The following is a 25,866-nucleotide window of genomic DNA, read 5'->3' on the forward strand; positions in this document are numbered from 1 at the left end:
TGCATGACTGCTCGTCACAAAGCTTGCCTTCCCCGGCATCTCGAATCAGCGGCGCGTTATGAGTAACCGGTCGCCTCCTCCGCTAATCCACCGTGATGCGCCCTTAAGGTGCACGGAGATGTGGAGGGAACGGCCATGACGCAATTGGACGAGGCACCCGCGGCGAAGAGCAGCCCGGCGCAGGACCGCGTCAAGCTCGGGCGCACCTTGATGCGCTGGCTGACGACCACCGATCACAAAGTGATCGGCAACCTCTACATGGTGACGGCATTCGCCTTTTTCCTGGTGGCGGGAATCATGGCGATGCTCATGCGCGCGGAGCTTGCGCGTCCCGGACTGCAGATGGTGAGCAACCATCAGTACAACCAGCTGTTCACCATGCACGGCACGATCATGATGCTGCTGTTCGGAACGCCGATGTTCGCCGGTTTCGCCAATGCGATCATGCCGCTGCAGATCGGCGCGCCGGACGTGGCGTTCCCCCGGCTCAACGCCCTCACCTACTGGCTGTTCCTGCTTGGCGGATTGATCGTGATGGCGGGATTCCTCACCCCGGACGGCGCGGCGGCCTTCGGCTGGTTCGCCTACGCGCCGCTGAACGGCGCCGTATTCTCACCCGGGACGGGCCCAGACCTGTGGACCATGGGGCTCGTGGTGACGGGTATCAGTACGACTCTGACGTCCGTGAACTTCATCGCGACGATCGTGTGCCTCCGCGCTCCCGGCTTGACCATGTTCCGGATGCCGATCTTCACCTGGAACATTCTGTTCACCTCGATCCTCGCCCTGTTCGCGTTCCCGGTACTCACCGCGGCATTGCTCGCCTTGGAGTCGGATCGCAAGTTCGGTTCACACATCTACGACGCGGCAAACGGTGGCGCGATCCTCTGGCAGCACCTGTTCTGGTTCTTCGGCCATCCCGAGGTCTACATCGTGGCCCTGCCGTTCTTCGGCGTCGTGACCGAAATCATCGCGACCTTCAGTCGGAGGCCGGTCTTCGGATACGTGGGCATGGTGGGAGCCACCATCGCCATCGCCATGCTGTCCGCGGTGGTGTGGGCCCACCACATGTTCACCACCGGTGCGGTTCTGCTGCCCTTCTTCTCCATGATGTCGTTTCTCATCGCCGTGCCCACAGGCGTGAAGTTCTTCAACTGGATCGGCACCATGTGGCGTGGCAGTCTCTCCTTCGAGACCCCGATGCTCTGGGCCATGGGATTCCTGGTGACGTTTCTCCTCGGCGGACTCAGCGGGGTGCTCATCGCCTCGCCACCCCTTGACTTTCACGTCACCGATTCGTACTTCATCGTGGCGCATCTGCACTACGTACTCTTCGGCACCATCGTTTTCGCCATGTTCGGCGGCTTCTACTTCTGGTGGCCCAAGTGGACCGGAAGGATGCTGGACGAGCGCCTGGGGAAGATCCAGTTCTGGACGCTCTTCGTCGGCTTCCAGGGCGCGTTCCTCGTGCAGCACTGGCTGGGCGAGATGGGCATGCCGCGCCGGTATTCCGACTATCTGGCGGCCGACGGCTTCACACTGCTGAACACCGTATCCTCGATCGGCGCCTTCCTCGTCGGCCTCTCGACACTCCCGTTCCTCTACAACGTGTGGCACACCTGGCAATACGCCCCGAAGGTCGAGGTGGATGATCCATGGGGATTCGGCAGATCCCTGGAATGGGCCACCTCCTGCCCACCCCCGCGGCACAACTTCCATGCCCTGCCCCGCATCCGGTCCGACTCTCCCGTATTCGACATGCGCTACCCGGAGTTGGCCGGAAAAGGGCACGGCCCCACCCCCGACACACTGGCCAAGTGATCACATGCGGACCGAAGCCCGTCTGTTCGCCCTAGTCGCCGCCTTCTTCGGCGCAACGGCCATCCCCTATTGGTGGTTCTCACGTGACCCGGCAGGGACGGCAGCCCTGGTCGTCGCCTTCCTGATGGCCCTCCTGGTCACGATCTTCCTGTCCATTCAGCACCTCAAGCGCGGCATGCGACCGGAGGACCGCAGGAACGCCGAGATCAAGGACCGGGGAGGCCCGCTGGATTTCTTCCCGCCACGCAGCGCTCACCCTCCGCTGGCGGCCCTCGGCGTCGCGGTCATGGCCCTCGGCGTGGTGTACGGCCTGTGGCTGTTCCTCATCGGTACGGGCGTACTCGCCGGTGCCGTTTACGGCTTCGTGTTCCAGCACGCGCAGGGTGACGAATGACAGCCCGCCCGAGCGGACACGCAGACGGAGTCCGCGCGGGAGGTGCGGCGCCTGGCCGAGGAGGGGGCGCAGCTTGTGGAGGTGCTGCCGCGTGAGTACGAGGACGTGCATCTGCCCGGTGCCGTGCACCTGTGGCTGCGGGATCTGGACCGCGATGCGGCGACGCGGCTGGATCAGCACAAGCCGGTGGTCGTGTACTGCTGGGACTGGATGTGCGACATGAGCCCCGGGAAGGCCCCACCTCCGGTACTGCGTGCAAGACACCTCCCGCAGTAACGTGAAATCGAGGAGGCGGCCATGCCTCATGAACACCGAAGTCGGCCGCGAGGCGGCGCCAGGGCGCCCGGCACGCGCAGGCCTGTGCCGCGCTCACGCTCGGGTTTCATCGGCCGCCGTTCCGAACGAACGGGCACCGAGCCAGTCAAGGCACAGAGCGCCCTCGGTCTGCGGCTGCTGTTGTCCGTCTGCTTCACACCGCTCTTCATCGCCGCGGCAGCGCTGTTCGCGCTGTGGTCGACGCGTACGGGGCAGGGCAGCAGCCCGACCCCCTCGGAACTCGCCTCGCTCGCGGGAGTGTGCGCCGCACTAGCCGTGCTCTCGGCAGTCGACCTGGCGGTCGTCGTCCGCCGCCGCTGGCGCGAGCGTCCGCCCCGCCGCACCGACGACCTGTGAGGGGCCGGTCGACCCACTCAGCTATCAAGCGATGTCGCCTGCTGCGGCCCGGGTGAGCACGGCCTCGGTACACCCCGGCCTCGCGGCTGTGCTCAGTCGCTCTGCTCCGCGTGGTCGTGGGGAAGCGCGCCATGGTGCCGCGCAGGCCACGTGTCCGTGCCCGACGCGGGTCAGTGATCGTCCCCGGCTCCGACCTCAAGGCGCTCGGTGAAGGTCTTGCCGCCGTCCCGCGACTCGTACACCCCACCCTCCGTAGCGGCCAGGATCCGGTCGGCGGTGACAGCGGTCAGGGCCTGGGGGCCGCCGCCGGGGACGGTGCCGGTCTTCTTCCAGGTGGCGCCGCCGTCGGTGCTGCGGTGCAGTCCGCCCTGCGGGTCGATGCCGTACAGGCCGTCCGCCTTCGCCCAGGACAGGAAGGCCAGGACGGGTTCGGCGCCGTCGGCGAAGGTCTTGCCGCCGTCGGTGCTCTTGGCCACGCCGTTCTGGGTGGTGGCCAGGACCAGGTCGGGGTCCTTCGGGCTGACGGCGATGTCCAGGGCGGCGAGTTCGGCGCGCTCGTCCCACTTCTTGCCGTCCTTGCTCACGCGCAGCAGGCCGTTGGTGTTGTCGTAGCCGTAGACGGTGTTGTGGGCGTACTCCAGGGCGTGGAAGTCGACTTCGCCGCCGAGGGAGAGGGTCTTCCAGGTCTTTCCGGCGTCCTTGCTCTCGATCAGGCCGCGGTTGCCGGGCTCGTCGCTGCCGGGTGCCGGGTGGCCGCTGCCGAGGAAGGTGCCGGGGCCCTTGACCGTGAAGCCCATGTAGTCGGCCTCGTCGCTGACCCGCTTCGAACCGCCCTTGTCGTCCACGGCGACCACCCCGTTGTGCGTGGCGACGTACAGGGTGCCGTCGGCCGGGTCGATGCCGAGCCCGTGGATGTGGCTGACCTGCCCGCCGGAGTGTTCGTGGTCGTGGCCGTCCCCGGAGGACCCGGAGTCGGAGCCGTTCCCGCAGGCGGTCGCCGTCACCGCGAGCAGGAGCGCGGTGGCCGACAGTGCGGGGCGGAGGCGGAGGCGGAGTGTCATGTGGCGGGTTCCTCGTACGGTGCGGGGCAGGGGGTCGGGGCCGCACGTGCGGCGGTAGGGCGCGGGCGGCCGGGCCTCACGTGGGACTGGGACCGGAGCCCGCCGCCACGTACAACCTATGTTGTTTCGGAGTTGAGTGGAAACCCAAGCAGCGTAGACGCCGACGTATGAGCACTGGCCCCCTCGCCCGCTTCGGTGTTCTCGCCGGAGCGCGGGACGGCCTGCGACAAGCACCGTACGTTCACGGCCGGACTCACAAGGGGAGTTCGTAACTGCCTGCCCAGATCTGCATCTGATGGATGAGCAGGCTCCACAGGCCGGAGACCTGGGCTACACCGACGGCCACGAGCAGCGCGCCGCCGAAGCGCAGCACCGTACGGGTGTGGCGGCGGGCGAACTCGAAGGCGCGCAGGGACTTGCCGAGGGCGATGGTGAAGAGCAGGAACGGCACGCCGACGCCGACGGCGTAGAGGAAGGCCAGGAAGGCACCCCGCCCTGCCGAACCGGTGGTCACCGACAGCGACAGCACCGCGGCCAGGGTGGGGCCGACACATGGGGTCCAGCCGACGCCGAACATCACGCCGAGGAGCGGCGCCCCGGCAAGCCCGGCGCGCGGGGTGAAGCGCGGTTTGAAGGTGCGGGAGAGGAGCGGGATGCGCTCCAGAGCGCCCATGAACATCAGGCCGAGCACGATCGTGAAGACGCCCAGGACCCGTATGACGGTGTCCTGATGGGCAAGGAGCACGGTGCTGAGCGAGCCGAACAGTGCCCCGTAGGCGGTGAAGACGGCCGCGAACCCGAGAATGAACAGCGCGGTGCCAAGGAGCGCCCGCGAACGTGCCCTGCCTCCGGGTGCGGTCCGGGCCTCCTGGGCGTCGGCGGCGGTCATCCCCGTCGTATAGGAGAGGTAGCCCGGGACCAGGGGCAGGCAGCAGGGGGACGCGACGGTGATCGCTCCCGCGGCCACCGCGATCGGGGCGGCAAGCAGCAGCGAGCCGGAGCCGACCACCTGGCTGATATCGACGGACACGGGCGATTGCCTTTCGGGCGTGGTGGGCGGGCGGCCCCGCATGTGTGCGCCGATCGGAGGGGCGCGGGCCGGTTCGGGCGATGGGCCGACAGCACTCTATCTCCTACGGGACTTAGGTCCGAAGTTGCATAGGAGATGGTCGATGGGTCGACCCGTGGTCCGCGCGAACCGCCGGAAACACCGGAAACGCCGGAAAGGGGTGGGTTCCCTCACGCAGTCGCGGCGGGGTGGGCATCGGTCCGAGCCGGTGCCGGTGGGGCGCCGGGCAGCGGGTGGACCGTGAAGCGGCGCAGCCGGTTGGCGTTGCCCACCACGGACAAGGAGGAGAGGGCCATCGCCGCGGCGGCGATCATGGGGCTGAGCAGCCAGCCGGTGACCGGGTACAGGACACCGGCGGCGATCGGGATGCCCGCGGTGTTGTAGACGAAGGCCAGGAACAGGTTCTGGCGGATGTTGCGCATCGTGGCCCGGCTCAGCGCCACAGCGGTGACCACGCCGCCCAGGGAGCCGGAGACGAGGGTGATGTCGGCCGCCTCGATCGCCACGTCGGTACCGGTGCCGATGGCGAAGCCGACGTCGGCCTGGGCCAGGGCCGGGGCGTCGTTGATGCCGTCGCCCACCATGGCGACGCGCAGGCCCTCGTCCTGCAGGCGGCGGATCTCGTCCGCCTTGTGCTCGGGCAGCACCTCGGCAAGGACCTGGTCGATGCCGACCTCGGAGGCGATGGCTTCGGCGGTCCGCGCGTGGTCACCGGTGATCATCACGATCCGCGGGCCGAGCCGCTTCAGCGCGTTGATCGCGGCGGCGGAGTCCTCCTTGACGGTGTCGGCGACCGCGACCAGGCCGAGGAGCTGTCCGTCGGCGGCGGCGTACATCGCCGTCCTGCCCTGGGCGGCAAGCCGGTCCGCCTGCGCCGACAGTGCGGCGGTGTCGATGCCCTGGCCGGTGAGGAGTGCCGCCTTGCCCACAAGGACTCGGCGGTCGTCGACGGTGGCGGTGATGCCCTGGCCGGTGACCGAGTCGAACCCGCTCACCTCTGCCAGGGAGACGCCGCGTGCGGTGGCGCCGGAGACGATCGCCTGCCCGAGCGGGTGCTCGGAGGAGTGCTCAGCCGACGCCACCAGGCGGAGTAGCTCCTCCTCGGTGACGCCTTCGGCGGGGATGACGTCGGTCAGCTCGGGGCGGCCCCGGGTGACGGTGCCGGTCTTGTCGAGGACGATCACGTCAAGGCGCTGTGCGGTCTCCAGCGCCTCGGCGGAGCGGATCAGGATCCCGGCCTGGGCGCCCTTGCCCGTACCGACCATCACCGACAGCGGCGTGGCCAGGCCCAGCGCGCACGGACACGCGATGATCAGCACGGCCACGGCGGACACCAGGCCCAGGGTCAGTGCCGGATCCGGGCCGACGAGGAACCACACGGTGAACGCGGCGATGGCGACGAACACCACCGCGGGCACGAAGTAACTGGCGATCAGGTCGGCGACCCGCTGGATGGGCGCCCGCGACGCCTGCGCCTGCTGCACCAGCTTGATGATCTGGGCGAGCATGGTGTCCGCGCCGACCTTGGTCGCCTTGAACCGGAACGCGCCGGTCTGGTTGATGGTCGCGCCCACCACCTCGTCGTCGACGGCCTTCGTCACCGGGATCGACTCCCCGGTCACCATGGACTCGTCCAGGGTCGAGCGGCCCTCCACGATCACGCCGTCCACGGGCACCTTCTCCCCGGGGCGGACCACGACGAGGTCCCCGGCGGCGACCTGTTCGACCGGCACCTCTGCTTCGGCCCCGTCCCGCACCACTCGGGCGGTCTTCGCCCCCAGGTTGAGCAGTTCGCGCAGGGCCTGCCCGGTGCCCGCCCTGGCCTTCGCCTCGAACAGGCGGCCAAGCAGGATCAGGGTGAGGATGACGCCGACCGCCTCGTAGTAGACCTCGCGTACGCCCTCCGGCAGCAGTCCCGGCGCCACGGTGACCAGCAGGCTGTAGCCGTACGCGGCCGAAGTGCCCAGCGTGACCAGGGCGTTCATCTCGGCGCCGCGGCCGAGCAGGGCGCGCCAGCCGGTGCGGTGGATCGGCCACCCGGTGTAGAACATCACGGGCGTGATCAGCGCGAACTGCCACCATCGGTTGAGCAGCAGCCCGGGCACGTCGACGTTGAGGGCCTCGTGCAGCATCACAGCCACCACGACCGGCAACGAAAGGAGCGCACCGGCGAGCACCCGCCGCGACAGGTCGGCGATTTCCGCCCGCCGCGCCGTCGCCTCGGCGTCCTCCCGCTCGGCCGCACTCGGCTCGGACGCCTTCGACTCCGCCTCCGTCGGCTCCGCGGCAGGCTCGGCGACCTCACCGTCGCCGGGCTCGACAACGAGTGTCCCGTGCACCATGTTCATCCCGCAGGCGAAGCCGAACCGGCCGGACCTGTCGGGAGTGAACTCCACCGCGGTCGTGGCGTACGCAGGGAGCGACGCCGCGAGCCGGAAGTCCGGGAAGACCACGCGGGAGGTGCAGTCCCCGCCCTCCTGCCGGTCGAAGAGCAGCCGGACCGGCACCCCCTGCCGGACCCGGATCAGGTCCGGCACGTAGCCGCCCTTGACCGTGATGCCGACCTCCTGGACACCGCCCTTGAGCTCGGCCTCGCGGATCTTCTTGGGACCGAAGAAATACCAGGCCAGGAACGTGATCAGCGCGACCGCTCCGACCACGCTCCCGATGTCCGCGGCACTCATGGCGTCTCTTTCCTTCCCGCATGCTGCGTGCTGCCAGTGTCCGGCTTGGCGTCGGCTGCCGCAGTTCACGCGGGATTCCCCGGCGGAGCGGGGGCTGCGGCGCGACGGGGCGGACCCCGTCGCGTCCGTGACCGGTCAGTTCGCCTTGGCGTCTCGCTCGGCGAGCATGTCGGCCATGAGCTTCATCTCGGATTGCTGGCCGCGGACCATGCCCTTGGCCAGCCGGACGATGGTCTCGTCGTCCGCCAGTTCCGCGGCGCCCTGGGCCATGTCCACCCCGCCGCGGTGATGCTCGGTCATCAACCGCAGGTAGCGCACCTCGGCGTCCTCGCCCTCGGCCGCACGCAGCCGGTCCAGCTCGGTGTCGGTGGCCATGCCCGGCATGAGGGAGCCGTCGCGCGGCTCGTAGGCGCCCTTGTCCATGGCGTGGCCCATCCAGGCCATCACCGGCTGCTGCGAGGACTTCGGCAGCCCCCAGGCGTCGAGCCGACCGAGCAGCATGCCCCGCTGGTTCGCCTGGGTGTTGATGATGTCGTATGCGAGCCGCCGCACGGCCTCGTCGTCGGTGCGGTCGCGGACGATGAACGACAGCTCCACCGCCTGCTGATGATGGATCGCCATATCGCGGGCGAACCCGGCATCCGCCGAGTCCGCCGCCGGAGCCGCCGCGCCATCGGCACGCGAGGCGGCCATCGCCACGACCGCGACGACCGCCACCAGCAGGGCGAGACCGGCCGCCGCGTACGGCAACCACCGGGCGGAGACACGGGCGGCGGAGGAGCCAGGCGGGTGGGTGGCGCTGGGGGTGTGGGTTGCGCTGGGGGTGTGGCTCACTACATCCTCCCGACGTTGCAGGAGGCCCCGGGCTCGGGCGTCTGCTCACCCTGCACGTACTTGCTCAGGAACTCGCCCACCCGTGCGTCCGAGGCGCTCTTCACCTTCAGCTGGTGGCCCCAGGCGGTCAGCGTTATCGGCGAGGACTGGTCCTTGTACGGGCTGAGGAAGGAGTACGGGGTCTTCTCGACCGTCTCGGTGAGCTTCTCGACGTCCGCCTTGGGGGCGTCGTCGTTGTAGGTGATCCACACCGCGCCGTGCTCCAGTGAGTGCACGGCGTTCTCCTCCTTGATCTCCTTCGTATAGACCTTGGCGTCGCATTCGGCCCAGATCGGGTGGTGGTCGCCGCCCGCGGCCGGACTCATCTTGTAGTCGACCTGCTTCTCCACATGGTCCCGGCTCAGCTTCTCCCAGGTCTGCTCGCCCTCGACCGGGGCGGCCGCGGCCCGTTCCTTCTCCTCGACGGTGGAGTAGAGGTACCAGCCGCCGCCGAGGATCCCGGCGAGGATCGCGGTGATGGCAGTGCTGGCGATGATGCGGGTGCGGCGCTCGCGGGCCTGTTCGGCGCGGCGCATCTCCTCGACGCGGGCGCGCCGGGCCTCCCGCTGTGCTTTCGCGTTGGCGGATCCCATGACATGTCCTTCCGGCGCCGGACTCCGCGCTCCGCGCGGGACGCGGTCACGGCGGCGCTGCTGCTGTGTCGGCTGCTGCTGTTCATCGGTGTCGATCGCGGGTACGGCGGTGGCGCCGCCGATCGCACGCACGGCGGAGCGTCGTCGGCTCCGGCGGGTGCGCTACACGCGCAGCAGTTGCAGCAGGTGAAGGTCGGGTGGGCGAGGAGCGGCAACGGCGCCGTCACGGGCGGAGGCCAGCGGCGCTCGCTGGTCCGGTGCGCACGGCTGACCGCGATCGGGCACGGCGTACGGGCCCGTGTACGGCACGGTGTCCCGGACGCCCTCGCCGTCCGGGTCCGCGCAGGGCCGGGGCCCGTCGTCGTCGGAGCACAGCTCGCAGCGGGCCGCGTCGATCGTTGCGGGGTCCGAAGCGTCGCCGTCGGAGGCGCCGTCGGCCGCCACCTGGTGAACCGCGGTCACGCCGGAGTACCCGGGGGCCGCCATGGCGGGGTCGCACACGGCGCTGGCCGCCGCGAGGGCCAGGACGACGAACAGGAGCCGGACGATCAGCCACCGAGTGCGGGAGCCATCGGCGGTGCGCGGGCGAACGGAGCCCATCAGCGCCACCGAGTCAGCCTTCATGCCCCTTCATGCCTCTCGCTGCATGCCCCTTCATCCCCCTGCATGCCCCTCATCTCGAACACCTAAATTCCATAGGTGATGGTGAAGGTACCAGAACCCGGATCCGCGTCAGAGAACGAAAGTCACACAGCCTTTACGGGGCCGACCGGCGCGACGACGTCCGCGACCGGCGCATCCGGCAGGGGGCACGTACTCATGGTGGTCGCCGCGATCGCGGGCTGGGCGGCGAGGACGAACGGCACGGCAAGGACGGCCGCCGCCACCAGCGCCCCGGCCCAGGTCACCGCACGGCGCAGCGGCCGCTGCGGGCCGAGCAGCCGACGCACCCGACCTGCCACCTGCCCGCCGGACGCCGCGAGCGACGCCGCAGGAGCACCCGCCCCGGCGAGCTCAACCAGCGCCCCGGCCAGGGCCAGCGTGTCCGTACGGGCCGTGGCCGCATCATCCGCGGCCAGCTCCACAAGGCGCCGGACCTCCTGCGCCGCCTTGGGCAACAGCGGCATCCGGGGAAAGGCCCGCTCCAGTGCCTCCGCCCAGGCCAGGACCAGATGGTGGCGCTGGCGGATGTGGGCCCGCTCGTGCGCGATCACCGCCTCCAGCTCACGCGGCTGAAGCGCGGCAAGGGCCGCCGACGTGAGGACGATCCGATGACCGTGACCGGGCAGGCAGTACGCCGCCGGACGGTCGTCGTCAAGGACGGTGACGCCGAGATCGGCGTGCGTGCGGCCGACCATACGCAGTACGGCGGCGTGCTGGTCGCGCTCCCGGCGGGCCCGCCACAGCGCCCCCGCCAGGCACCACCCGACGCGCCCCACGACGGCCAGGGCGAGGACCGTACCGGAGGCGGCAACCGCCGCCCCGCCCGGCACCGCGTACTGCGACTGCAACGCCATCACGCACGCGTGCAGCATGTCGGCGAGGTTGCCACTGACCGGCACGGTGGGCACCGCCACGGCGAGCCCGGCCAGCACGACGGACACGAGCACCGTGGCGGACAGCGCCTGCCACGCCCAGATCCCCAACCGCGGCGCCCGCGGCACCCAGCCCGCCCGGCCAAGCAGCACCGGGCCCGCCGCGGCAAGGACGGAGGCGTAGCCGAGCAAGAGCAGGGCAACCCTCACGACCGGCCTCCCGAGCGGCGGGCGGCGAGCGCGGCCCGCAGCTCGGCGACCTCGGCGTCGTCCAGCTCGTCGAACAGCCGCACCAGCGTCGCGGTACGGTCGGCGCCGGTCGCCCACACTTGGTCGATCAGCGAGGCGGCATACGCCTCACGATCCTTCGTGGCCCGATAGCGGAAGGCGCGCCCGTCCTTGGCGCGGGACAGCCAGCCCTTGCGGTGCAGGATCTCCATCACCGTCTGCACCGTGTTGTACGCCAGTGCCTGCGGCCGCTCGCGGTTCAGCTGCTCCAGGACTTCGCGCACGGTCAGCGGCCCGTCCCCCGCCCAGACCACGTTCATGATCGCCTGTTCGAGCTCACCGAAACCCCGCATCCCGGCCGCCTCCTCCCACGAAAACCTAAGCGGCATCGTACGTGCTGCCGAGCGGCCGCCGACCCCGGACGCAGCGTGCCTGACGCCGTTCAACGCACCACCTCGGGAAGGCGCACATACCCCTGGCCGACGGCCGGGCGCAGCACAAGGCGGTGGTGGAACAGGTTGTCGAGGAACTCCGGCACCTGGTGGTAGCAGAACACCGACGCGGGCACGCCGGCGATCCGCGGCGTGTCCAGGAAGAGCGGCAGCTCCGCGAGGAAATACCGCACCGCGCTGCGCAGTTGGTCGCGCGTCGGCTCCTGCCTCGCGGGCAACCGTCGCTGCAGCGTCCAGCCCGAGGCCCCCAGGCACGCCTGGAAGAAGCCGGTATCGGAGCGGTAGCAGTGCTCGACCCGCTCGAGCAGCTCGCGGTAGGCAGCGTTCGCCGACAGCGCCTGCCCGTCGAGCAGATACGACTCCGGATCGGCGATCCCGGCCTCGGACAGGGCCCGCGTGATCTTGTTCCGGACGTACTGCCCCTGACGGCGCGCCTTCCACGCCGCTCGGTCGGGGGCGTAGCCCAGGGCTTCCAGCGTGAAGGCGGCCGCGGTGTCGGGGACGAAGAAGTGCACGCGCTCGAAGCCGGCCAGCGCCCAGCGGGCGAGGGCGGCGATCCGCCCGGCGGAGAAGTAGCTGTTGAACGGGCTGATCCCCACACACGCGTGCGTGCGGGCCGCGAAGAGGGCCCGACATCGCTGGGTGAGCGGCTGCACGGGGAACCGCTCGGCGCCCCCGTCGGACGGGTCGTACAGCTTGGACGGGGCGTACAGCTTGGACGGGTGGGATGGATCGGACTGCTCGGGCAGGTGGGTTTCAGGCACGGCGGAACTCCCGTACGTAGCTCGGCGCGGACGCGGACGCGGATGCGGATGCGGCGGAGAGGGGAACTCGGCACGTCTGGTCGACAGCCTCGCCTTGGGCGAGGAGGCATGTGCCCGGACCGAGCGAGCGGCCGGGCAGACAGCGCCCGAGTCCCCGGAGCCGCTCTCTACGTACGGATCACGCCCAGGGCATACCGGCTCGGTGCGGCCGCACCCGACCGGTCAGAAGTCACTTCCGCCCCGGCCTGCCGCGGCCCGATCGACTGCGCAGGCAGCGACCCGGTGCCCCATCCGCCGTCCAGGGCGGGAAGCGGAACGTGACAGGCGGCCTCGGCTCGCACCGGCAGGCAGCGCTCGGCGGAGGCACACGCGGCAGACCCGCCTTCAGACCCGCCTTCAGGGCCGCCATCGGGGGTGTCGTGCGAGGCGGCGACAGTCCCGGCAGGGGCGGCCACCGCCTCCGAGGGCGGGCAGGGGGAGCCCATGGCCGAGGCGCTGCTCGCGAGCGCGCCCGACAGGCATCCCACCAGCAGCAACGCCACGAACGCGGCGAGGAGCCGGCGTGGTGCGGACCTGCTGCGGTGGGGGAGCACGGCTACGACGGTAGGACGCGATCATCCCGCCCGCCTTCGCACGACGGCATCGGTCACCTGAAGGACGTACGGGGTCATGTGAAGGACGTACGGGGTCACGTGAAGGACATACGGGATCATGCCCGGCCCGGGGCCAGGCGTGTGCTGTCGGCGGATGGGGCCCGGGGCCGCTGCCCACTACCACCCGGGGCTCCGCGCGGGCCCCGCGCGGGCCCCGCGCGGGCTCCGCGGTCGGGCTCCTGGCCGCGACGGCGGATCAACCGCACCGGCGGCGGCTACCTCCGACCGTGTCGATCCCTTCCCCACGGGTACCCGAGGACGTCCGGGCGCCCGCACGCACCGAGCGCCCGGCGGGCCACGGGCAAACGAGCGGGAGGTCGGCCCATGGAACGCGAGGCGGCGGCGACCGCACCGGAAGAGCTGCTCTCACCCGAGGACCTGGCGGCCGTCGACGCCTACTGGCGTGCGGCCAACTATCTGGCCGTCGGCCAGATCTACCTGATGGACAATCCGCTGCTCACTGAGGGGCTGCGGGCCGAGCACGTCAAGCCCCGGCTCCTCGGCCACTGGGGCACCACTCCCGGGCTCACCTTCATCTACGCGCACCTGAACCGGGTCATCAGCGCCCGTGACCTCGACCTGATCCACATCACCGGCCCCGGGCACGGCGGGCCGGCCACCGTGGCCTGCTGCTGGCTGGACGGCAGCTGGTCCGAGGTCTACCCGGACGTGCCCCGCGACGGCGAGGGGATGCGGCACCTGTTCCGGCAGTTCTCGTTCCCCGGCGGCATACCCAGCCACATCGCGCCGGAGATCCCGGGCTCCCTCCACGAGGGCGGCGAGCTCGGCTACGCCCTCGCCCACGCCTACGGCGCGGCATTCGACAACCCCGGCCTGATCGTCGCCGCCATCGTCGGCGACGGCGAGGCCGAGACCGGGCCGCTGGCCACCGGCTGGCACGGCAACAAGTTCCTCGACCCGGTCCGCGACGGCGCCGTCCTGCCGATCCTCCACCTCAACGGCTACAAGATCGCCAACCCCACGCTCCTCGCGCGCCTGCCCGAGCGCGAGCTGGACGACCTGCTACGTGGCCTGGGCCACGAGCCGTTCCATGTGGAGGGCCGGGAACCCGCCGCCGTCCACCAGGAGTTCGCGGCGGCCCTCGACGGCTGCCTGGACCGGATCGCCGCGCTCCAGCGCGCCGCCCGCGAGGACGGCGCCACCGAACGGCCGCGCTGGCCGATGATCGTGCTGCGTACTCCCAAGGGCTGGACGGGGCCGCGGACCGTCGACGGCAAGCCGGTGGAGGACACCTGGCGCGCCCACCAGATCCCCCTCCCCGCCGTGCGGGAGAACCCTGCCCACCTCGCGCAGCTCGAGGAGTGGATGCGCGCCTACCGGCCGGAGGAGCTCTTCGACGCCGAGGGCCGCCCCAGGCCCCAAGTCCTTGCCCATGTCCCGCCCGGCGAGCGGCGCCTCGGCTCCAACCCCCACGCCAACGGCGGCCGGTTGCTGCGCAGGCTGCCCGTGCCGGACATCAGGAAGCACGCCGTCCCGGTGGCCGAGCCGGGCACCGACCTCCACGAACCGGCAGCTGTCTACGGCGAGTTGCTGCGCGACATCATGGCCCGGACCGCGGACCGACGGGACTTCCGCCTGTTCGGCCCGGACGAGACGGCGTCCAACCGGCTCCAGAGTGTCTACCGGGCCTCCCCGAAGGCCTGGCAGCTCGACACCACCGACACGGACGAGAACCTGGGGCGCGACGGCCGCGTACTGGAGATGCTCTCCGAGCACAACTGCCAGGGCTGGCTGGAGGGTTACCTACTGACCGGGCGGCACGGTGTGTTCGCCTCCTACGAGGCGTTCATCCACATCGTCGCCTCGATGGTCAACCAGCACGCCAAGTGGCTGAAGGTATCCGGAGAGCTGCCCTGGCGCCTGCCCATCGCCTCGCTGAACTACCTCCTCACCTCGCACGTGTGGCGCCAGGACCACAACGGCTTTTCCCACCAGGACCCCGGCTTCATCGACCACATGGTGAACAAGAGCCCGCGCGTCGTACGCGTCTACCTTCCGCCGGACGCCAACTCCCTGCTTGCGGTGGCCGCGCACACCCTCAACACGCGCGACCGGATCAACGTGGTGGTCGCAGGCAAGCAGCCGTCCTTCGACTGGCTCGACATCGAGGAGGCGGTCAACCACGTTCACCGGGGGGTGAGCGTATGGGAGTGGGCGGGGACCGGCGCCGGGCGCGAGCCCGACGTCGTACTCGCCGCGGCCGGCGACGTGCCCACCATGGAGGTGATGGCGGCCGCCGCGCTGCTGCGCGAGCACCTGCCGGAACTGGCCGTCCGAGTCGTCAACGTCGTCGACCTGATGCGCCTTGTGCCGGACACCGAGCACCCCCACGGCCTGAACGACCGCACCTTCGACGCGATCTTCACCACGGACAAACCCGTCATCTTCGCCTACCACGGCTACCCGTGGCTGATCCACCGCCTGACCTACCGCCGCACCGGCCATGACAACCTCCACGTGCGCGGCTACAAGGAGGAGGGCACCACCACGACCCCGTTCGACATGGTGGTCCGCAACGATCTCGACCGGTACCGCCTGGTCATGGACGTGATCGACCGGGTGCCCGGCCTGGCACTCACCGCTATCGGCGTCCGGCAGAAAATGATCGACCAGCGCACCAAGCACCACACCTATACGCGCCGCCACGGCGAGGACATGCCCGAGGTGCGGGATTGGACGTGGAGCCGGGAGCAGCGGCGGGAGTAGCGGTGAGGCCAGGATTTGTCGCCGGGGACGGTGGCGACGCGGTGGCGTATCGGGGCGGGCAGGCGGTTGACCCGGACGCCGCGCCCCGGTTCATGCTGCCTCCCGGACCGCCTCGTCGAGGCGGCGCTGGGCGGGCCCGAGCGAGCGGCGGCAGCGGCTGAGCCCGGCCCACGCATCCCCGTCGCTGGAGAGGCGGTCCGGGAGGGTGCGCAGCGTCCAGTGGCGCGGGCCGATGCCCGGGTCGTCGAGCTCATCCCAGGTGAGAGGAGTGGCCACCGGGGCGTGAGGACGGGCACGAACGGCGTATGGGGCGACCGAGGTCTGTGCGTAGGCGTTGCGCTGGGTGTCCAGGTAGAGCCGACCGCGACGTTTGTTCTTGCGGATCTCGGTAGTGAGCTCGTCGGGATGCTGACGGGCCAGCAGGTCGGCGGCGGCGCGGGCGAAGCCGCGGGCGGTGTCGAAGTCGGTGCGCCGGTCCAGGAGCACCAGCAGGTGCAGGCCGCGCGAGCCGGTGGTCATCACGGCGGGACGCAGCCCCAGCTCGGTGAGGAGATCGCCCAGCGCGCGAGCGGCCCAGCGGACGACCTCGAAGTCCTCGCCCGGCGGGTCCAGGTCGAAGACCAGCCGGTCAGGACAGTCCAGCGCGTCGGTGCGGCTGAGGAACGGGTGCGGCGTGATGCACGCCTGGTTGGCCAGATAGGCCAGTGTGGCGGCGTTGTCGCACACGACCATGGTCACGGTCCCGTCCTCCTTAGGGACCTCGTGGCGGTGGATCCAGTCGGGGAAGTAGCCGGGCACCTGCTTGTGGAAGAAGGACTTGCCGCGGTGGCCGTCGGGGTAGCGCTTCATGGCCAGAGGCCGGTCCCGCAGGTGGGGAAGGGCCTGGCGAGCCACGGTGCGGTAGTAGTCGACCAGTTCGGCCTTGGTGATCCCGTCCTCGGCGAACAGCTCCTTGTCAGGCTTGGACAACTCCACGGTGCGGCCGCCCACCCGTACCTCTCGCTGCTCCGCGTTCATCGCTCCTCCACGATGGTGGGCACGTCCCCTCGGGCCGGTGGGCCGAGGGGCACACCCTCAGGTGCCCAGGAGGGCACTCGACAAACCGTCGGCGTGCGGGCGAAGCCCCGGCTGTCCGAAGGCTGGAACCGCCCTGCCATTCCCGGCACTCGATCACTCCGTGCTCAACGCCGCTTGCGTGCCCCCTCAGCCTGCTTCCGGGGCCTGAGCTGCTGCTTCGGCCCGCTGTCCGGGCGCCCTACTCGTTGTCGTTGTCGTTGTCGTTGCCGTTGTCGTTGCCGTTGCCGCAGTCGGGGGAGGGTCCGTGCCCGCCACGGCGTGTGCCGACGCGAACGGTGGGCCTGGCCCGCGGGCGCGGGCGCTCGTGCGTGCGTGCGTCGAGGGTGGGGAGCGGGAAGCGTCAGGCCGTAGCGAGCGGGAAGCGTCAAGCCGTGGGGCGCGGGCGGTCCGCGAGGTCGGCGACCGCCTTCCGGAGCAACGCGGCCCGCGCCTTCGGTGTCCGGGCCCGCAGCAGCGGCAGTACGACCAGATACGCATCCGTCCTGCCGAGCGCCTCGAAGGCGCTCCTCGCGGCCGGGTTCTGGGCCAGCGCCCCGGCGAGATCCTCCGGAACCGTGGCGTCCTTCTGCGAGGCGTACGCAGCGTCCCAGCGCCCGTCCGCCTTGGCCGCCGCGACCTCCGCGAGCCCCGGCTCCCGCATCCGTCCGGCCGCGGTCAGCTCCGCCACCCTGCGCACGTTCACCTGCGACCACTGGCTGCGCGACCGTCTCGGCGTGATCTTCTGGAGATAGTGGGTCGCGTCAAGTCCCTTGCGGTGCCCGGTGATCCAGCCGAAGCACAGCGCTGCGTCGTTCACCTCCGCAGCCGTCACCGAGGCCAGCCCCGAACCCTTCTTGGCAATCTCCACCCAGAGTCCGGCCTGCCGGTCGTGGTGCTCCTCGAGCCAGCCTTCGAGGCCGGCCAGGTCCTCGAAGGCCAGGACCTCCAGGCCGTCCGGTGCTGTCGTCGCCATGGACGCGATCTTGCCACCCGCCACGGCCTGCGCCCGCCCCTTTCGGCGAACTCGCCCCGGACGACCGGCTCGCGAAGAACCCCGGACGGCTGGCTCGCGAAGAACCCCGATCGGCCGACTCGTGAAGAACCCCGGTCGGCCGAACCGCACCGGCTCCGGGAGGTGACAGTTTCGCCGCCGTGTCCGACCCTCCCCTCGTCGGGCGGGCGTAGGACCGGTCCCGCCCTGCGGAAGAAGTACTGCGCGGCCGAGCGGGGCGGGATCGGGCCGCTGCCAGACACCGCCTCTCTCCCGCTGCGACGACTACGTGGCGTGCTGGCACGCGCTGCCCGTCGGGGGATCACTCACCATTCAGTGGCGATTCCACGGGGGCGGGCCGTTCTCAGAAGTCGGCCGTCAGCCGGTCGTCGAGGCGGGCCACGGACTCCTGCCCGTACTCGTGCATATAGGCCGTGCGGATCTGTTCCACCTGCTTGTCGCGGGCGGGAGCCTCGGCCTTGGGGTAGAGCAGGATCAGTTCGTACGAGCGCTCCCGCTCGATCGTGCCGCTCGCGTCCCGCCACTGCCCCCGGCCCTCCTGCACCGTGAGGCCGTCCGGGAAGCGCGGCGTGACCTCGCGGTCGATGAAGCGCAGGAACTGCTGCTCCGTCACATCCGGGCCCCCGTCGGGCCGTTCCGTGCCGAAGAACAGCCGGGTCTCGACGTATGCCTCGCCCTCGGCCTTCGCGGCACTGGTCCGTGGCGCACCGGTCTTCGGGCTGTCGTCGAGGGACGCGTAGGCGGCGGGCGCGCCGACCGCGAAGGCGCTCAGCGCGACTCCGGCCACGGCGACGGCGAGGCGGGTGCGGCGGGAGGTGTGTGCGGCGAGTGTCATGGGAGGCCCCTTCGCTGGAGGTCCGGTTCAGGTCCCGCTCACTGTGGCAAGCGGCACGCGCTCCCGCCGCACACTGCCCGGACTTCGGCCGGATGACGCCCACCTGGCGCAGTGGCTCGGTTGCCCTCCTAGGGTGCGGCCGGAAGGGGACGCCGCACACGCGCTGCCCGGTTGGTCGTGGTCAGGCCAGCCTTTCGCGTACCTCACGGTTTACGCGGACAGCGGCCAGCGGACAGCGGCCAGCGGCCGCAAGTTCGGCCCGCCGTTCCTCGCGCGTCGTGGGCGGCCCGCCCATCCACGAGTAGAACCAGGACTGGGACTGGGACAACTACCAGCACCGGCAATCAGGGTGGGGCCATCGGGGAGCGTCACTTCACGTCACCTCACAACGCGGGGGCTCCAAGTCGACATGATGGGGCCACTCGTGGACGTCATAGCCAGGTACGGCCCAACGTCGCCTCCTTCGATCGTTCGCGCGTACGACGTGCGAGCTGGCCGCCGCCATCGTGAGGGCGAAGCCGCTGTGATGACGGCGGCCTGGACTTCTTACGGATGCGGCTCGCCGCGGTAGGTGCCGAAGGACCACTTGTTGCCCTCAGGGTCCTCGATCGCGAACTCGCGGCTGCCGTACGCCTGGTCCTCGATCGGCCGGATCACCTTCGCACCGACGGCAGTGAGCCGCTCGTAGAGCTCGTCGACCCGGTCGGTGACGACGTACGCGCCGAAGGAGCCGGGCGGCACGCACCACTCGGAGTCAGGCTTGTACGAACCGAGCATGATTCCGCCGCCCTCCGGCCAGTCGAGCTGGGCGTGCGCGACAGCGCCGACGTCCTCATATCCGACGTCCTCATATCCGACGTCTTCATATACGGGATACACGGCCGTGCGCGTGAAGCCCACGGTATCCACCAGGAAATCGATGAGCGCGGGGGCGTCGTGGGCCTGGAGGGTGGGCCAGACGCTGGGCTCGCGCACCTTCTTCTCGGTTGCGTTCATGCATCCCACTCTGGGCCGTTGCGGTGACCGCCGGCTTGGATATTCCGGCACTCTTCGGCCAGCCAGGCGGTGGGGCTCACACCGGTGTACTGGCGGAAGTCGCGCACCAGGTGGGAGTGGTCGTAGTAGCCGCAGTCGGCGGCCACCCGGGCCAGATCGAGCCGTTCGCGCGCGGACACGGCCGCTACTACCCGCCTCTTCGCTCTCTCAAAGCGCATCAGCCGGGCAGCCTGCTTCGGGGTAAGTCCGGTCTCCGCGCGAAAGAGCGTGGTCAGGCGGCGTTCACTGAGCGCGACGTGGGCGGCGAGGCCTCGAACGGTGCCCGCGCCGTGGTACCGGGCGAGCCAGGTCCAGGCCTCGGCGACCTCGTCCCGTACGCCCGGCCTGTCCCGAGCGAGGAGGGCCGCGCACAGTGCGCGGCCCTCCTGCATGCTTGCGACGTGGGTCGCCGAACCACTGGCCGCCTGCTCCGCGACCAGCTGATGACGAAGAGCGACCGCGATCCGCAGAACTTCGTCCGTGCCGCGCACGCCGCCGCACCCGGCACGGACATCAGGGTGATCTCGCCCGGCGAGCGGCTGACGGACTGAGGCGGCGCAGGGCGCCGCTGAGGTCCACGGGTAGGCCAAAGGGCATGGGCGAGAAGTCTTCCGGTGCCGAGGGTGAACCCGGGCGCCCGGCGACGGTGTGGCGGCGGCGGTATGACGCGCTGGTCGGCTCCGCCGCAGCCCGGGGGTGGCGGCGGGGCAGCGAGCTGGAGGTGATGCACCGCTCGATGGGCTTCGCGGCGCTGGGCTTTCTCACGCTGGTGCCGCTGCTCATCGTCGTCTCGGCGGCCGACCCGGCGAACGCCCGGGGGTTCGCCGCGTGGCTGGGCGAGGGCATCGGGGTCTCCACGGTCGCCCAGGAGGAGGTTGAGGGGCTGTTCACCCAGCCCCGGCAGGTCCTTGAGACGACCACGGCGTTCGGTCTCGCGACCCTGTGCGTCTTCGGCCTGACCTTCGGCTGGTCCATCCAGACCGGGTACGAGAAGGTGTGGGAGCTGCCCACGGCCCGCTGGCACACCATGTGGCGGCACGCGGTGTGGGCCGCCGTTCTGATCGGCTACCTCTTCGGCTCGGCCCGGATCACCCAGCACCGCGCGCCGGAGGGCTACACCTTCCTGACCTCGCTCTGGCACTTCTCCGCCACGGGCGTGAGTACTCTGCTGTTCTTCTGGTGGTCGCAGCGCATGCTGCTCGGTGGGCGGGTCGGCTGGCTCGCTCTGCTGCCGGGCGCGATTGCGACGCTGATCGGGCTGACCGGCCTGAGGGTCGTCTCGCGGTACGCGTTCTCGCCGCTGATCGCGTCCAACGCCGTCACGTACGGCCCGTTCGGCACCGTACTCGTCGTCCAGTCCTGGCTGGTGGGCGTCGGGGTCGTGGTCTTCGGGGGCGCGCTCGTCGGGCGGCTGCTGCACGAGGAGCTCCCGCGCGTGGCCCACCTGCTGCCGCGCCTGCGGCCGAGGCGGCGCCTCCGGCAGCGCGGGCGTGGCTGAAGCCCGCAGCGACCCCGGGGCGCCTCGGGCACCCCGGCTGATTCCCGGCTGATCCTCGCCGATCACAGCCCGGACGGGGCATGACCCAGCTACGCCAGAAACCCGCGGCGGGGCGCTCGCCCGCCAAGCGCGACCTGGCCTTCGGCTCGCAGGGCGTCGATCCGGCTTCAGACGTATCAGATGTGGCGGTCGAAGAGGGCCTGGAGGTATACCTCCAGGCGCCTGGTCAGCAGGGTGGGCTCAGATCGGCACGGCCTACCTGGGGTCTGCGTCTGGAGGACCGCCTGCTGCTGGTGGTGGTGGCGTACTGGCGAACGAACTTGACGATGCGCCAGCTCGCTCCGCTGTTCGGCGTCCCCTCGACTTCCCTTCGACGTCCCTTCGACGGAGTCAAACGCTCCGGCTACGGACGGGAGTTGGCGGGCTGGGCTGCCACGGCTTCTCCGAACTAGGGGTTCAGCCTGCTTGGTTGCGTGAGAGGCGAGCGAGGCCGGTTTTGCGTCGGGCCGCCGACGGCTAGGGTTCGGGCGCGGCGAGTGACCCACGAGGAGCTGAAACATGGTCGGTTTTCCGAGCGTGCGTTGACGTTGTTGGCCGTGACCGGCCTGTCATCGCGTGCTGCCTTGATGTTGCGGCATAGCGAGCCTTCCCCTGCCTGAACCATCGGTGCACCTTTCATGTGCTCGGTGGCGGGCCTCGTTGTCGGCAACACAAGGGATTCCCGTGCCGTCCGCTTCCTCCGCTGCATCCGACTCCGGTCGATCTGCTCCGTCAAGCCTGTGCCGGGACGTCGACTTCCGCAGACTCTGGATGGGGCAGACCGCCTCCCAACTCGGTGAACACGCAGGTCTGGTGGTTCTGCCGCTCTTCGCCGTCCTGACGCTCCACGCCAGTGCTGGCCAGCTGGGCGTCCTTCGCGCGGTGGGGCAGGCGCCGATCCTGTTGCTCTCGCTCTTCGTCGGCGCGTGGGTGGACAGGTGGCGGACCCGCACGACGATGGTGCTCACGGACGTCGGTCGGGCCTTGGCCCTGGGCGCTGCCGCTATGGCCGGCCTCTTCGGCTGGCTCGGCCTGCCCGCCCTGCTTGCGCTTGCCTTCGCTGTCGGGGCCCTATCCGTGTTCTTCGACGTGGCATACCAGGCGTCTCTCGTACGACTGGTGGAACGCGACCAACTGGTGCGAGGCAACAGCGCGCTCGAGGGCAGCCGGTCCGCGGCGCAGATCAGCGGTCCCGCTCTCGGCGGTGCGTTGGTGTCCCTCCTGTCGGCGCCGATTGCTGCCGCCACCAGCGCGCTGTTCTTCGCGCTGTCGTTCCTGTCGATCCGGCGGATCCGCCGAGCCGAATCGATCCCGGAGCGCTCGGAACGTCCCCCTCGGGTCTGGCAGCGGATTCATGAGGGCCTGCGTTTCGTCGTCGGCGATACGGTGCTTCGGACCGTGTGCCTGGCCTCGGCCGCCTTTCAGTTCTCCTTCGCGGCGATGATGACCGTCTACCTGCTCTTCCTGCCGCGGGAACTACACCTGTCAGGCACCGTCGTCGGGCTGGCACTCGCCGCGGCGGGACCGGGCGCGCTCCTGGGCTCGCTGCTGGCCGCCCGCCTGCCGAGCCGCTTCGGTTATGGCGCGGTACTCATGAGCGCGGCCGCACTCGGCGACGGCGTGTTCCTGTGTGTTCCCGCGCTGCGCGGCTCCTCTGCGGTGACGGTTCCCGCGCTCCTTGCGGCCGGCTTCGTGTTCGGGACTGGCAGCCAGTTGGTGAATGTCACGGTCATGGCCGTCCGGCAGGCCGTCACACCGAACGGGATGCAAGGCCGCGCGGCCGCGACGATCACGTTCGTCGGCATGGGGCTGACTCCGCTCGGTTCTCTGGTCGGCGGATTTCTCGCGGAGGAGTGGGGACTGCGCACCAGCCTCCTGATGACAGCCGCAGGCATGATGCTGTCCCCAGCGGTCATGGCTCTGTCCCCACTCGCACGCCTGGGACGGGAGCTTCCGGCCTCGCACGACGCGCCGCCGACGGCCGCCCACCCTGAAGCCCCACAAGACGGCCCTCCGCGACCCTGATGCGGCTCATGGCGCAGCACGGAAACCGGTCGCATGGGTGTCATGACCGGCACTGGGCAGACGAGCGAATTCACGGCGCTGGCTGTGAAGGAGGCCACGGTGAACCGTGCTGCCCCGGTGCCTGGGTGGACAGCAGGGTGACCGCCCGAAGGAGGGCGTCCCGGCATGCCTGGAGGGCGGGGTGCTGACTGCGTCCGCGGCGTACGACGGTGAAGATGCGGCGTGTGCGCTGGCCGCGGGGGAGTTGTCGCAGGGTGACGGTCGGGGGCTGTCCGCTCCAGACGCAGCGGATGCGTCACTGCCTTCGAGTCGGTCGCGGTCTGCTACGCGAGTTTCCGCGCCCCCGTGCCGTATGCGGGGAGCCGCGTGGGGGAGCGGGGTGTTAGTCACCCGAAGTCACCCGAGGTCACCCGATGACCGGTGTGCGGGCTGGTTCAGGGCACGACTGGCCATGGGGCGGTGAGTGACTGGTCCAGGGTGAACAGGGCGCCGTCCGGGTCGCGTATGGTGGCCTGCTCTCCGCGGCCGGGCCATGGGGCGTCGGGGACGATTGCACCCCCGTGTTCCGCTGCGGTTGCTGTGGCGGATTCCAGGGACCGGACCCGGAAGTGGACCAGCCAGCGTGGGCGCAGCTGCGGTTTCGCGGCGGCTTCCTCGACGGGGCCGCTATTGAGGCGTGCCACTGCCTCGCCGTTGTGTCGCAGGACGACCTTGTCTTCCTCGTACGACACTTCGCAGCCGCCGGGGCCGCCGTCTTCGGCCCACTGCAGGGCCTCGCCGTAGAAGACGGCGGCATCGAAGGCGTTTGTCGTGTGCAGTTCCAGCCACGCGGGTGCCGCTCTTTCACCGATCCGCCATTCGGCCAGGACGCGTCCTTCCCAGATGCCGAAGGTCGCGCCCTCGTGGTCGGAGGCCAGGGCCGCACGGCCGCGGGGTGGGTACGGCACGGGGCCGACGGCGACGGTGCCGCCGCGCTCGCGGATCCGGGCTACCGCGTCATCGGCGTCGTCGACGGCGAAGTACGGGGTCCACGCGACCGGGACGGCGAACTGACTGGCCACGGCCGCGATGCTGGCCAGGGGGACGCCGTCCACTTCGGCGACGGAGTATGCCTGGCCCATGGTGCCGCGTTTGAACGTCCAGCCGAGCACCGCTTCGTAGAAGCGCTCGGAGGCGTCCAGGTCTCGTGCCGTCAGACTGAGCCAGCACGGTGCACCTATGAGGTCTGCCGTTACCTGCACCACGACTTCCTCCTCTCACCGGCCGCCGTTCAGGTCGCCTTGCCTGTGTGGCCGTCACCCTCGGTGATCAAGCCCGTACGAGAGGGCACCCGTTCCGCATACTCGCGGGCATGAACGCACCTCCAGGCCCACGTACTTTCAGCGTACGAGCCGCGTCATCACTTGGCACTCGGCGCTGGCCTCTGCCCGGGGCAGCGACCTCGCGGCGCGGCGGTCTGCCTGGCACTGTCGAAAGCGGTACCCGGCAGACCGGGAGCTGCTGCCGGTGACGGCGGGCTCCAGCGCAGGTGACGGCGGGCTCCAGCGCAGGCGGCGAGGGTTTCACCGGTGCGGCGAAGACGCCCGTGCCGCCCGTGCCCCGTGCCCGCCGCACCCGCCCTCGCCTCGCCGGCCACCGCAGGGGAAGCTTCCGGTCGCCACACGGGGCTGTGGCCGACCCGCCTGTGGCCGTCGGGCCGACCCAGGCGGCGTGCTGAACGGGAAGTAAGCCCCGCCAGTCGGACTGGCGGGGCTTCCAAGGCGTCAGATCATGAGCAGTAGCCGCGTGTGCGGTACCAGCTTCCGGTTCACGCTGGTGCTCTGCACGAAGATCGTGAAGTCGTCGTTGTGGTCCGGCTTGACGCGAACTTCCATGTCCGGCAGGCCGAGCAGGGCTCGGGCCTCCGGCCCCGTGTACACCCGGTCCGTCTTCTTCTCCAGCACCGCGATCTGCTTCCGCGCCTGGATCTTCTCCGACTTGCTCAGCTGATAGAACGCACCACCGGTGCGGTACGTGTGCCCGCACTCGATGACCCAGTCCCGTATCCCCGCTTCGCGAGCGACCGGAATCAGCTGGTACTCCGACGGATTCACCGGAGTGAGACCGGCTGCCTTGATGGTCTCCTTGTTGACCGTCTCCGCACCCGTGGAGAACACCGTCCGCGATCCCCGGATGCCCTGGGCGCGGCCCACCATGAAGTTCTCGGTGGCCTGCCGGATGACCTGCCCGGCCTCCTCCAGACCCTGTGTGCTCGTGGCGTCCCAGATGGCGATGTTGTCCTTCGGGAAGCCGCACTGCATGGCCTCGCGCTTGCCCATCTGGTCCGGCACAAGGACGGCCAGGGTCCAGTTGTCTTCCTGCGTCTCGATCATCTTGGCCACGGCCTGCACCAGTTCACGCGGATTGGTGGTAGGGGCATCCGGGCAGCGATGACTTGCGTTCTCCTGTCCGTCGGTCAGTACGAACGTCAGGAAGCTGTGGTCGCCGTACAGTTGAGCCGTCTGCGCCAGCTCCCGCTGCGACTTCAGCGTGGCCGCCAGCAGAGCCGTCATTCCACCGACCCGGTACAGCTGCTTCAGGGACGGCATCCGCAGCACGTCCTTGTCGTAGATGACGCACTCCGCCTTGTCCGCGAAGACGTACACCGTGACGCGGGTTTCCTGGTCCAGTTCCTTCGATCGGCGGGCCAGATAGGCGATCTGCTGGTCGGCGACTTCGACGACCTTGCGGCTCAGGTGTGACATGGACGAACTGGCATCCAGCACAAGAGCAACGTGATTGATGTAGTTCTGACTTCCGGACATGACTGCTCCCCCTCTTCCGACTCGATGCTCCGATCT

Annotated in this window: 25 protein-coding genes and 1 pseudogene; 9 read left to right on the forward strand and 17 right to left on the reverse strand. The window is 70.2% G+C overall.

Going from position 1 to position 25,866, the window contains the following annotated elements; translation table 11 throughout:
- Nucleotides 1-135 precede the first annotated feature (135 nt).
- The 4 genes from ctaD to ACWD10_RS07580 all read left to right on the forward strand — a co-directional run bounded on the left by ctaD (nucleotide 136) and on the right by ACWD10_RS07580 (nucleotide 2,887).
- Entirely contained in the window at nucleotides 136-1,821 is a 1,686-nt protein-coding gene (gene ctaD, locus ACWD10_RS07565) for an aa3-type cytochrome oxidase subunit I (protein ID WP_451088345.1), read from the forward strand.
- Between the two features lie 4 nt (nucleotides 1,822-1,825).
- Nucleotides 1,826-2,215 (forward strand): aa3-type cytochrome oxidase subunit IV, encoded by a 390-nt coding sequence (gene ctaF, locus ACWD10_RS07570; protein ID WP_451088050.1) that lies wholly within the window; start codon nucleotides 1,826-1,828, stop codon nucleotides 2,213-2,215.
- A 42-nt stretch (nucleotides 2,216-2,257) separates the two neighbouring features.
- Entirely contained in the window at nucleotides 2,258-2,491 is a 234-nt protein-coding gene (locus ACWD10_RS07575) for a rhodanese-like domain-containing protein (protein ID WP_451088052.1), read from the forward strand.
- A gap of 84 nt (nucleotides 2,492-2,575) precedes the next feature.
- Nucleotides 2,576-2,887, forward strand: coding sequence for a DUF6343 family protein (locus tag ACWD10_RS07580; protein ID WP_451088054.1), 312 nt, complete (start codon nucleotides 2,576-2,578; stop codon nucleotides 2,885-2,887).
- A gap of 170 nt (nucleotides 2,888-3,057) precedes the next feature.
- On the opposite strand, the gene ACWD10_RS07585 is transcribed toward ACWD10_RS07580, so the two are convergent.
- The 10 genes from ACWD10_RS07585 to ACWD10_RS07630 all read right to left on the reverse strand — a co-directional run bounded on the left by ACWD10_RS07585 (nucleotide 3,058) and on the right by ACWD10_RS07630 (nucleotide 12,739).
- Nucleotides 3,058-3,948 (reverse strand): F510_1955 family glycosylhydrolase, encoded by an 891-nt coding sequence (locus ACWD10_RS07585; protein ID WP_451088056.1) that lies wholly within the window; start codon nucleotides 3,946-3,948, stop codon nucleotides 3,058-3,060.
- A 253-nt stretch (nucleotides 3,949-4,201) separates the two neighbouring features.
- Nucleotides 4,202-4,978 carry a cytochrome c biogenesis CcdA family protein gene (locus tag ACWD10_RS07590; RefSeq protein ID WP_451088058.1) on the reverse strand — a complete coding sequence of 259 codons (777 nt, stop codon included), beginning with the start codon at nucleotides 4,976-4,978 and terminating at the stop codon, nucleotides 4,202-4,204.
- A gap of 209 nt (nucleotides 4,979-5,187) precedes the next feature.
- Complete coding sequence (locus ACWD10_RS07595; RefSeq protein ID WP_451088060.1) at nucleotides 5,188-7,701, reverse strand: heavy metal translocating P-type ATPase; 2,514 nt, start codon at nucleotides 7,699-7,701, stop codon at nucleotides 5,188-5,190.
- Between the two features lie 135 nt (nucleotides 7,702-7,836).
- Nucleotides 7,837-8,394 (reverse strand): DUF305 domain-containing protein, encoded by a 558-nt coding sequence (locus ACWD10_RS07600; RefSeq protein WP_451088347.1) that lies wholly within the window; start codon nucleotides 8,392-8,394, stop codon nucleotides 7,837-7,839.
- A 140-nt stretch (nucleotides 8,395-8,534) separates the two neighbouring features.
- Nucleotides 8,535-9,167 (reverse strand): DUF3105 domain-containing protein, encoded by a 633-nt coding sequence (locus tag ACWD10_RS07605; RefSeq protein ID WP_451088062.1) that lies wholly within the window; start codon nucleotides 9,165-9,167, stop codon nucleotides 8,535-8,537.
- Between the two features lie 162 nt (nucleotides 9,168-9,329).
- A complete protein-coding gene (locus ACWD10_RS07610) occupies nucleotides 9,330-9,791 on the reverse strand; it encodes a hypothetical protein (protein ID WP_451088064.1) in 462 nt (153 codons plus the stop codon).
- 122 nt (nucleotides 9,792-9,913) lie between these two features.
- Complete coding sequence (locus tag ACWD10_RS07615) at nucleotides 9,914-10,912, reverse strand: M56 family metallopeptidase (RefSeq protein ID WP_451088066.1); 999 nt, start codon at nucleotides 10,910-10,912, stop codon at nucleotides 9,914-9,916.
- Nucleotides 10,909-11,283 (reverse strand): BlaI/MecI/CopY family transcriptional regulator, encoded by a 375-nt coding sequence (locus ACWD10_RS07620; RefSeq protein ID WP_451088068.1) that lies wholly within the window; start codon nucleotides 11,281-11,283, stop codon nucleotides 10,909-10,911. The genes ACWD10_RS07615 and ACWD10_RS07620 overlap by 4 nt, the downstream gene beginning before the upstream one ends.
- An 89-nt stretch (nucleotides 11,284-11,372) precedes the next feature.
- Nucleotides 11,373-12,146 (reverse strand): tRNA-dependent cyclodipeptide synthase, encoded by a 774-nt coding sequence (locus ACWD10_RS07625; RefSeq protein WP_451088070.1) that lies wholly within the window; start codon nucleotides 12,144-12,146, stop codon nucleotides 11,373-11,375.
- Between the two features lie 167 nt (nucleotides 12,147-12,313).
- On the reverse strand, nucleotides 12,314-12,739 hold the full coding sequence (locus ACWD10_RS07630) for a hypothetical protein (RefSeq protein ID WP_451088072.1): 426 nt from the start codon (nucleotides 12,737-12,739) through the stop codon (nucleotides 12,314-12,316).
- A 384-nt stretch (nucleotides 12,740-13,123) separates the two neighbouring features.
- On the opposite strand from ACWD10_RS07630, the gene ACWD10_RS07635 reads away from it, so the two are divergent.
- Nucleotides 13,124-15,526 carry a phosphoketolase family protein gene (locus ACWD10_RS07635; RefSeq protein ID WP_451088073.1) on the forward strand — a complete coding sequence of 801 codons (2,403 nt, stop codon included), beginning with the start codon at nucleotides 13,124-13,126 and terminating at the stop codon, nucleotides 15,524-15,526.
- 90 nt (nucleotides 15,527-15,616) lie between these two features.
- On the opposite strand, the gene ligD is transcribed toward ACWD10_RS07635, so the two are convergent.
- The 5 genes from ligD to ACWD10_RS07660 all read right to left on the reverse strand — a co-directional run bounded on the left by ligD (nucleotide 15,617) and on the right by ACWD10_RS07660 (nucleotide 19,856).
- Entirely contained in the window at nucleotides 15,617-16,543 is a 927-nt protein-coding gene (gene ligD / locus ACWD10_RS07640) for a non-homologous end-joining DNA ligase (RefSeq protein ID WP_451088075.1), read from the reverse strand.
- A 424-nt stretch (nucleotides 16,544-16,967) separates the two neighbouring features.
- Nucleotides 16,968-17,555, reverse strand: coding sequence for a YdeI/OmpD-associated family protein (locus tag ACWD10_RS07645; protein WP_451088077.1), 588 nt, complete (start codon nucleotides 17,553-17,555; stop codon nucleotides 16,968-16,970).
- A gap of 382 nt (nucleotides 17,556-17,937) precedes the next feature.
- Nucleotides 17,938-18,429: a DUF3574 domain-containing protein gene (locus ACWD10_RS07650; RefSeq protein WP_451088079.1), complete on the reverse strand. Its 492-nt coding sequence runs from the start codon at nucleotides 18,427-18,429 to the stop codon at nucleotides 17,938-17,940.
- 546 nt (nucleotides 18,430-18,975) lie between these two features.
- On the reverse strand, nucleotides 18,976-19,425 hold the full coding sequence (locus tag ACWD10_RS07655; protein ID WP_451088081.1) for a VOC family protein: 450 nt from the start codon (nucleotides 19,423-19,425) through the stop codon (nucleotides 18,976-18,978).
- On the reverse strand, nucleotides 19,422-19,856 hold the full coding sequence (locus tag ACWD10_RS07660) for a helix-turn-helix domain-containing protein (protein ID WP_451088083.1): 435 nt from the start codon (nucleotides 19,854-19,856) through the stop codon (nucleotides 19,422-19,424). Before ACWD10_RS07660 ends, ACWD10_RS07655 begins: the two co-directional genes overlap by 4 nt.
- Before the next feature lie 9 nt (nucleotides 19,857-19,865).
- On the opposite strand from ACWD10_RS07660, the gene ACWD10_RS07665 reads away from it, so the two are divergent.
- The 4 genes and pseudogenes from ACWD10_RS07665 (at nucleotide 19,866) to ACWD10_RS07680 (ending at nucleotide 23,026) form a co-directional block, all read left to right on the forward strand.
- Nucleotides 19,866-20,015 (forward strand): hypothetical protein, encoded by a 150-nt coding sequence (locus ACWD10_RS07665; protein ID WP_451088085.1) that lies wholly within the window; start codon nucleotides 19,866-19,868, stop codon nucleotides 20,013-20,015.
- Between the two features lie 44 nt (nucleotides 20,016-20,059).
- Nucleotides 20,060-20,962 carry a YhjD/YihY/BrkB family envelope integrity protein gene (locus tag ACWD10_RS07670; RefSeq protein ID WP_451088087.1) on the forward strand — a complete coding sequence of 301 codons (903 nt, stop codon included), beginning with the start codon at nucleotides 20,060-20,062 and terminating at the stop codon, nucleotides 20,960-20,962.
- 239 nt (nucleotides 20,963-21,201) lie between these two features.
- A pseudogene (locus ACWD10_RS07675) lies at nucleotides 21,202-21,348 on the forward strand (transposase family protein); the annotation flags it as partial.
- 337 nt (nucleotides 21,349-21,685) lie between these two features.
- Entirely contained in the window at nucleotides 21,686-23,026 is a 1,341-nt protein-coding gene (locus ACWD10_RS07680; RefSeq protein WP_451088089.1) for an MFS transporter, read from the forward strand.
- Nucleotides 23,027-23,460: 434 nt separating this feature from the next.
- On the opposite strand, the gene ACWD10_RS07685 is transcribed toward ACWD10_RS07680, so the two are convergent.
- Both ACWD10_RS07685 and ACWD10_RS07690 read right to left on the reverse strand, forming a co-directional pair.
- Nucleotides 23,461-24,267 carry a VOC family protein gene (locus ACWD10_RS07685; RefSeq protein WP_451088349.1) on the reverse strand — a complete coding sequence of 269 codons (807 nt, stop codon included), beginning with the start codon at nucleotides 24,265-24,267 and terminating at the stop codon, nucleotides 23,461-23,463.
- 522 nt (nucleotides 24,268-24,789) lie between these two features.
- The gene (locus ACWD10_RS07690) at nucleotides 24,790-25,830 is read right to left on the reverse strand and encodes a vWA domain-containing protein (protein WP_451088091.1); all 1,041 of its coding nucleotides are present in this window, start codon (nucleotides 25,828-25,830) and stop codon (nucleotides 24,790-24,792) included.
- Nucleotides 25,831-25,866: the final 36 nt, after the last annotated feature.

Source organism: Streptomyces sp. NPDC002851 (assembly GCF_053591935.1).

Coding starts and splice junctions, on each gene's coding strand:
- ACWD10_RS07620 (WP_451088068.1), bottom strand. CDS start 11,283: ATGCGGGGTTTCGGTGAGCTCGAACAGGCGATCATGAACGTGGTCTGG.
- ACWD10_RS07670 (WP_451088087.1), top strand. CDS start 20,060: ATGGGCGAGAAGTCTTCCGGTGCCGAGGGTGAACCCGGGCGCCCGGCG.
- ACWD10_RS07645 (WP_451088077.1), bottom strand. CDS start 17,555: ATGGCGACGACAGCACCGGACGGCCTGGAGGTCCTGGCCTTCGAGGAC.
- ACWD10_RS07635 (WP_451088073.1), top strand. CDS start 13,124: ATGGAACGCGAGGCGGCGGCGACCGCACCGGAAGAGCTGCTCTCACCC.
- ACWD10_RS07655 (WP_451088081.1), bottom strand. CDS start 19,425: ATGAACGCAACCGAGAAGAAGGTGCGCGAGCCCAGCGTCTGGCCCACC.
- ctaF (WP_451088050.1), top strand. CDS start 1,826: ATGCGGACCGAAGCCCGTCTGTTCGCCCTAGTCGCCGCCTTCTTCGGC.
- ctaD (WP_451088345.1), top strand. CDS start 136: ATGACGCAATTGGACGAGGCACCCGCGGCGAAGAGCAGCCCGGCGCAG.
- ACWD10_RS07600 (WP_451088347.1), bottom strand. CDS start 8,394: ATGGCCGCCTCGCGTGCCGATGGCGCGGCGGCTCCGGCGGCGGACTCG.
- ACWD10_RS07605 (WP_451088062.1), bottom strand. CDS start 9,167: ATGGGATCCGCCAACGCGAAAGCACAGCGGGAGGCCCGGCGCGCCCGC.
- ACWD10_RS07595 (WP_451088060.1), bottom strand. CDS start 7,701: ATGAGTGCCGCGGACATCGGGAGCGTGGTCGGAGCGGTCGCGCTGATC.
- ACWD10_RS07585 (WP_451088056.1), bottom strand. CDS start 3,948: ATGACACTCCGCCTCCGCCTCCGCCCCGCACTGTCGGCCACCGCGCTC.
- ligD (WP_451088075.1), bottom strand. CDS start 16,543: ATGAACGCGGAGCAGCGAGAGGTACGGGTGGGCGGCCGCACCGTGGAG.
- ACWD10_RS07610 (WP_451088064.1), bottom strand. CDS start 9,791: ATGAAGGCTGACTCGGTGGCGCTGATGGGCTCCGTTCGCCCGCGCACC.
- ACWD10_RS07660 (WP_451088083.1), bottom strand. CDS start 19,856: ATGCAGGAGGGCCGCGCACTGTGCGCGGCCCTCCTCGCTCGGGACAGG.
- ACWD10_RS07690 (WP_451088091.1), bottom strand. CDS start 25,830: ATGTCCGGAAGTCAGAACTACATCAATCACGTTGCTCTTGTGCTGGAT.
- ACWD10_RS07650 (WP_451088079.1), bottom strand. CDS start 18,429: ATGACACTCGCCGCACACACCTCCCGCCGCACCCGCCTCGCCGTCGCC.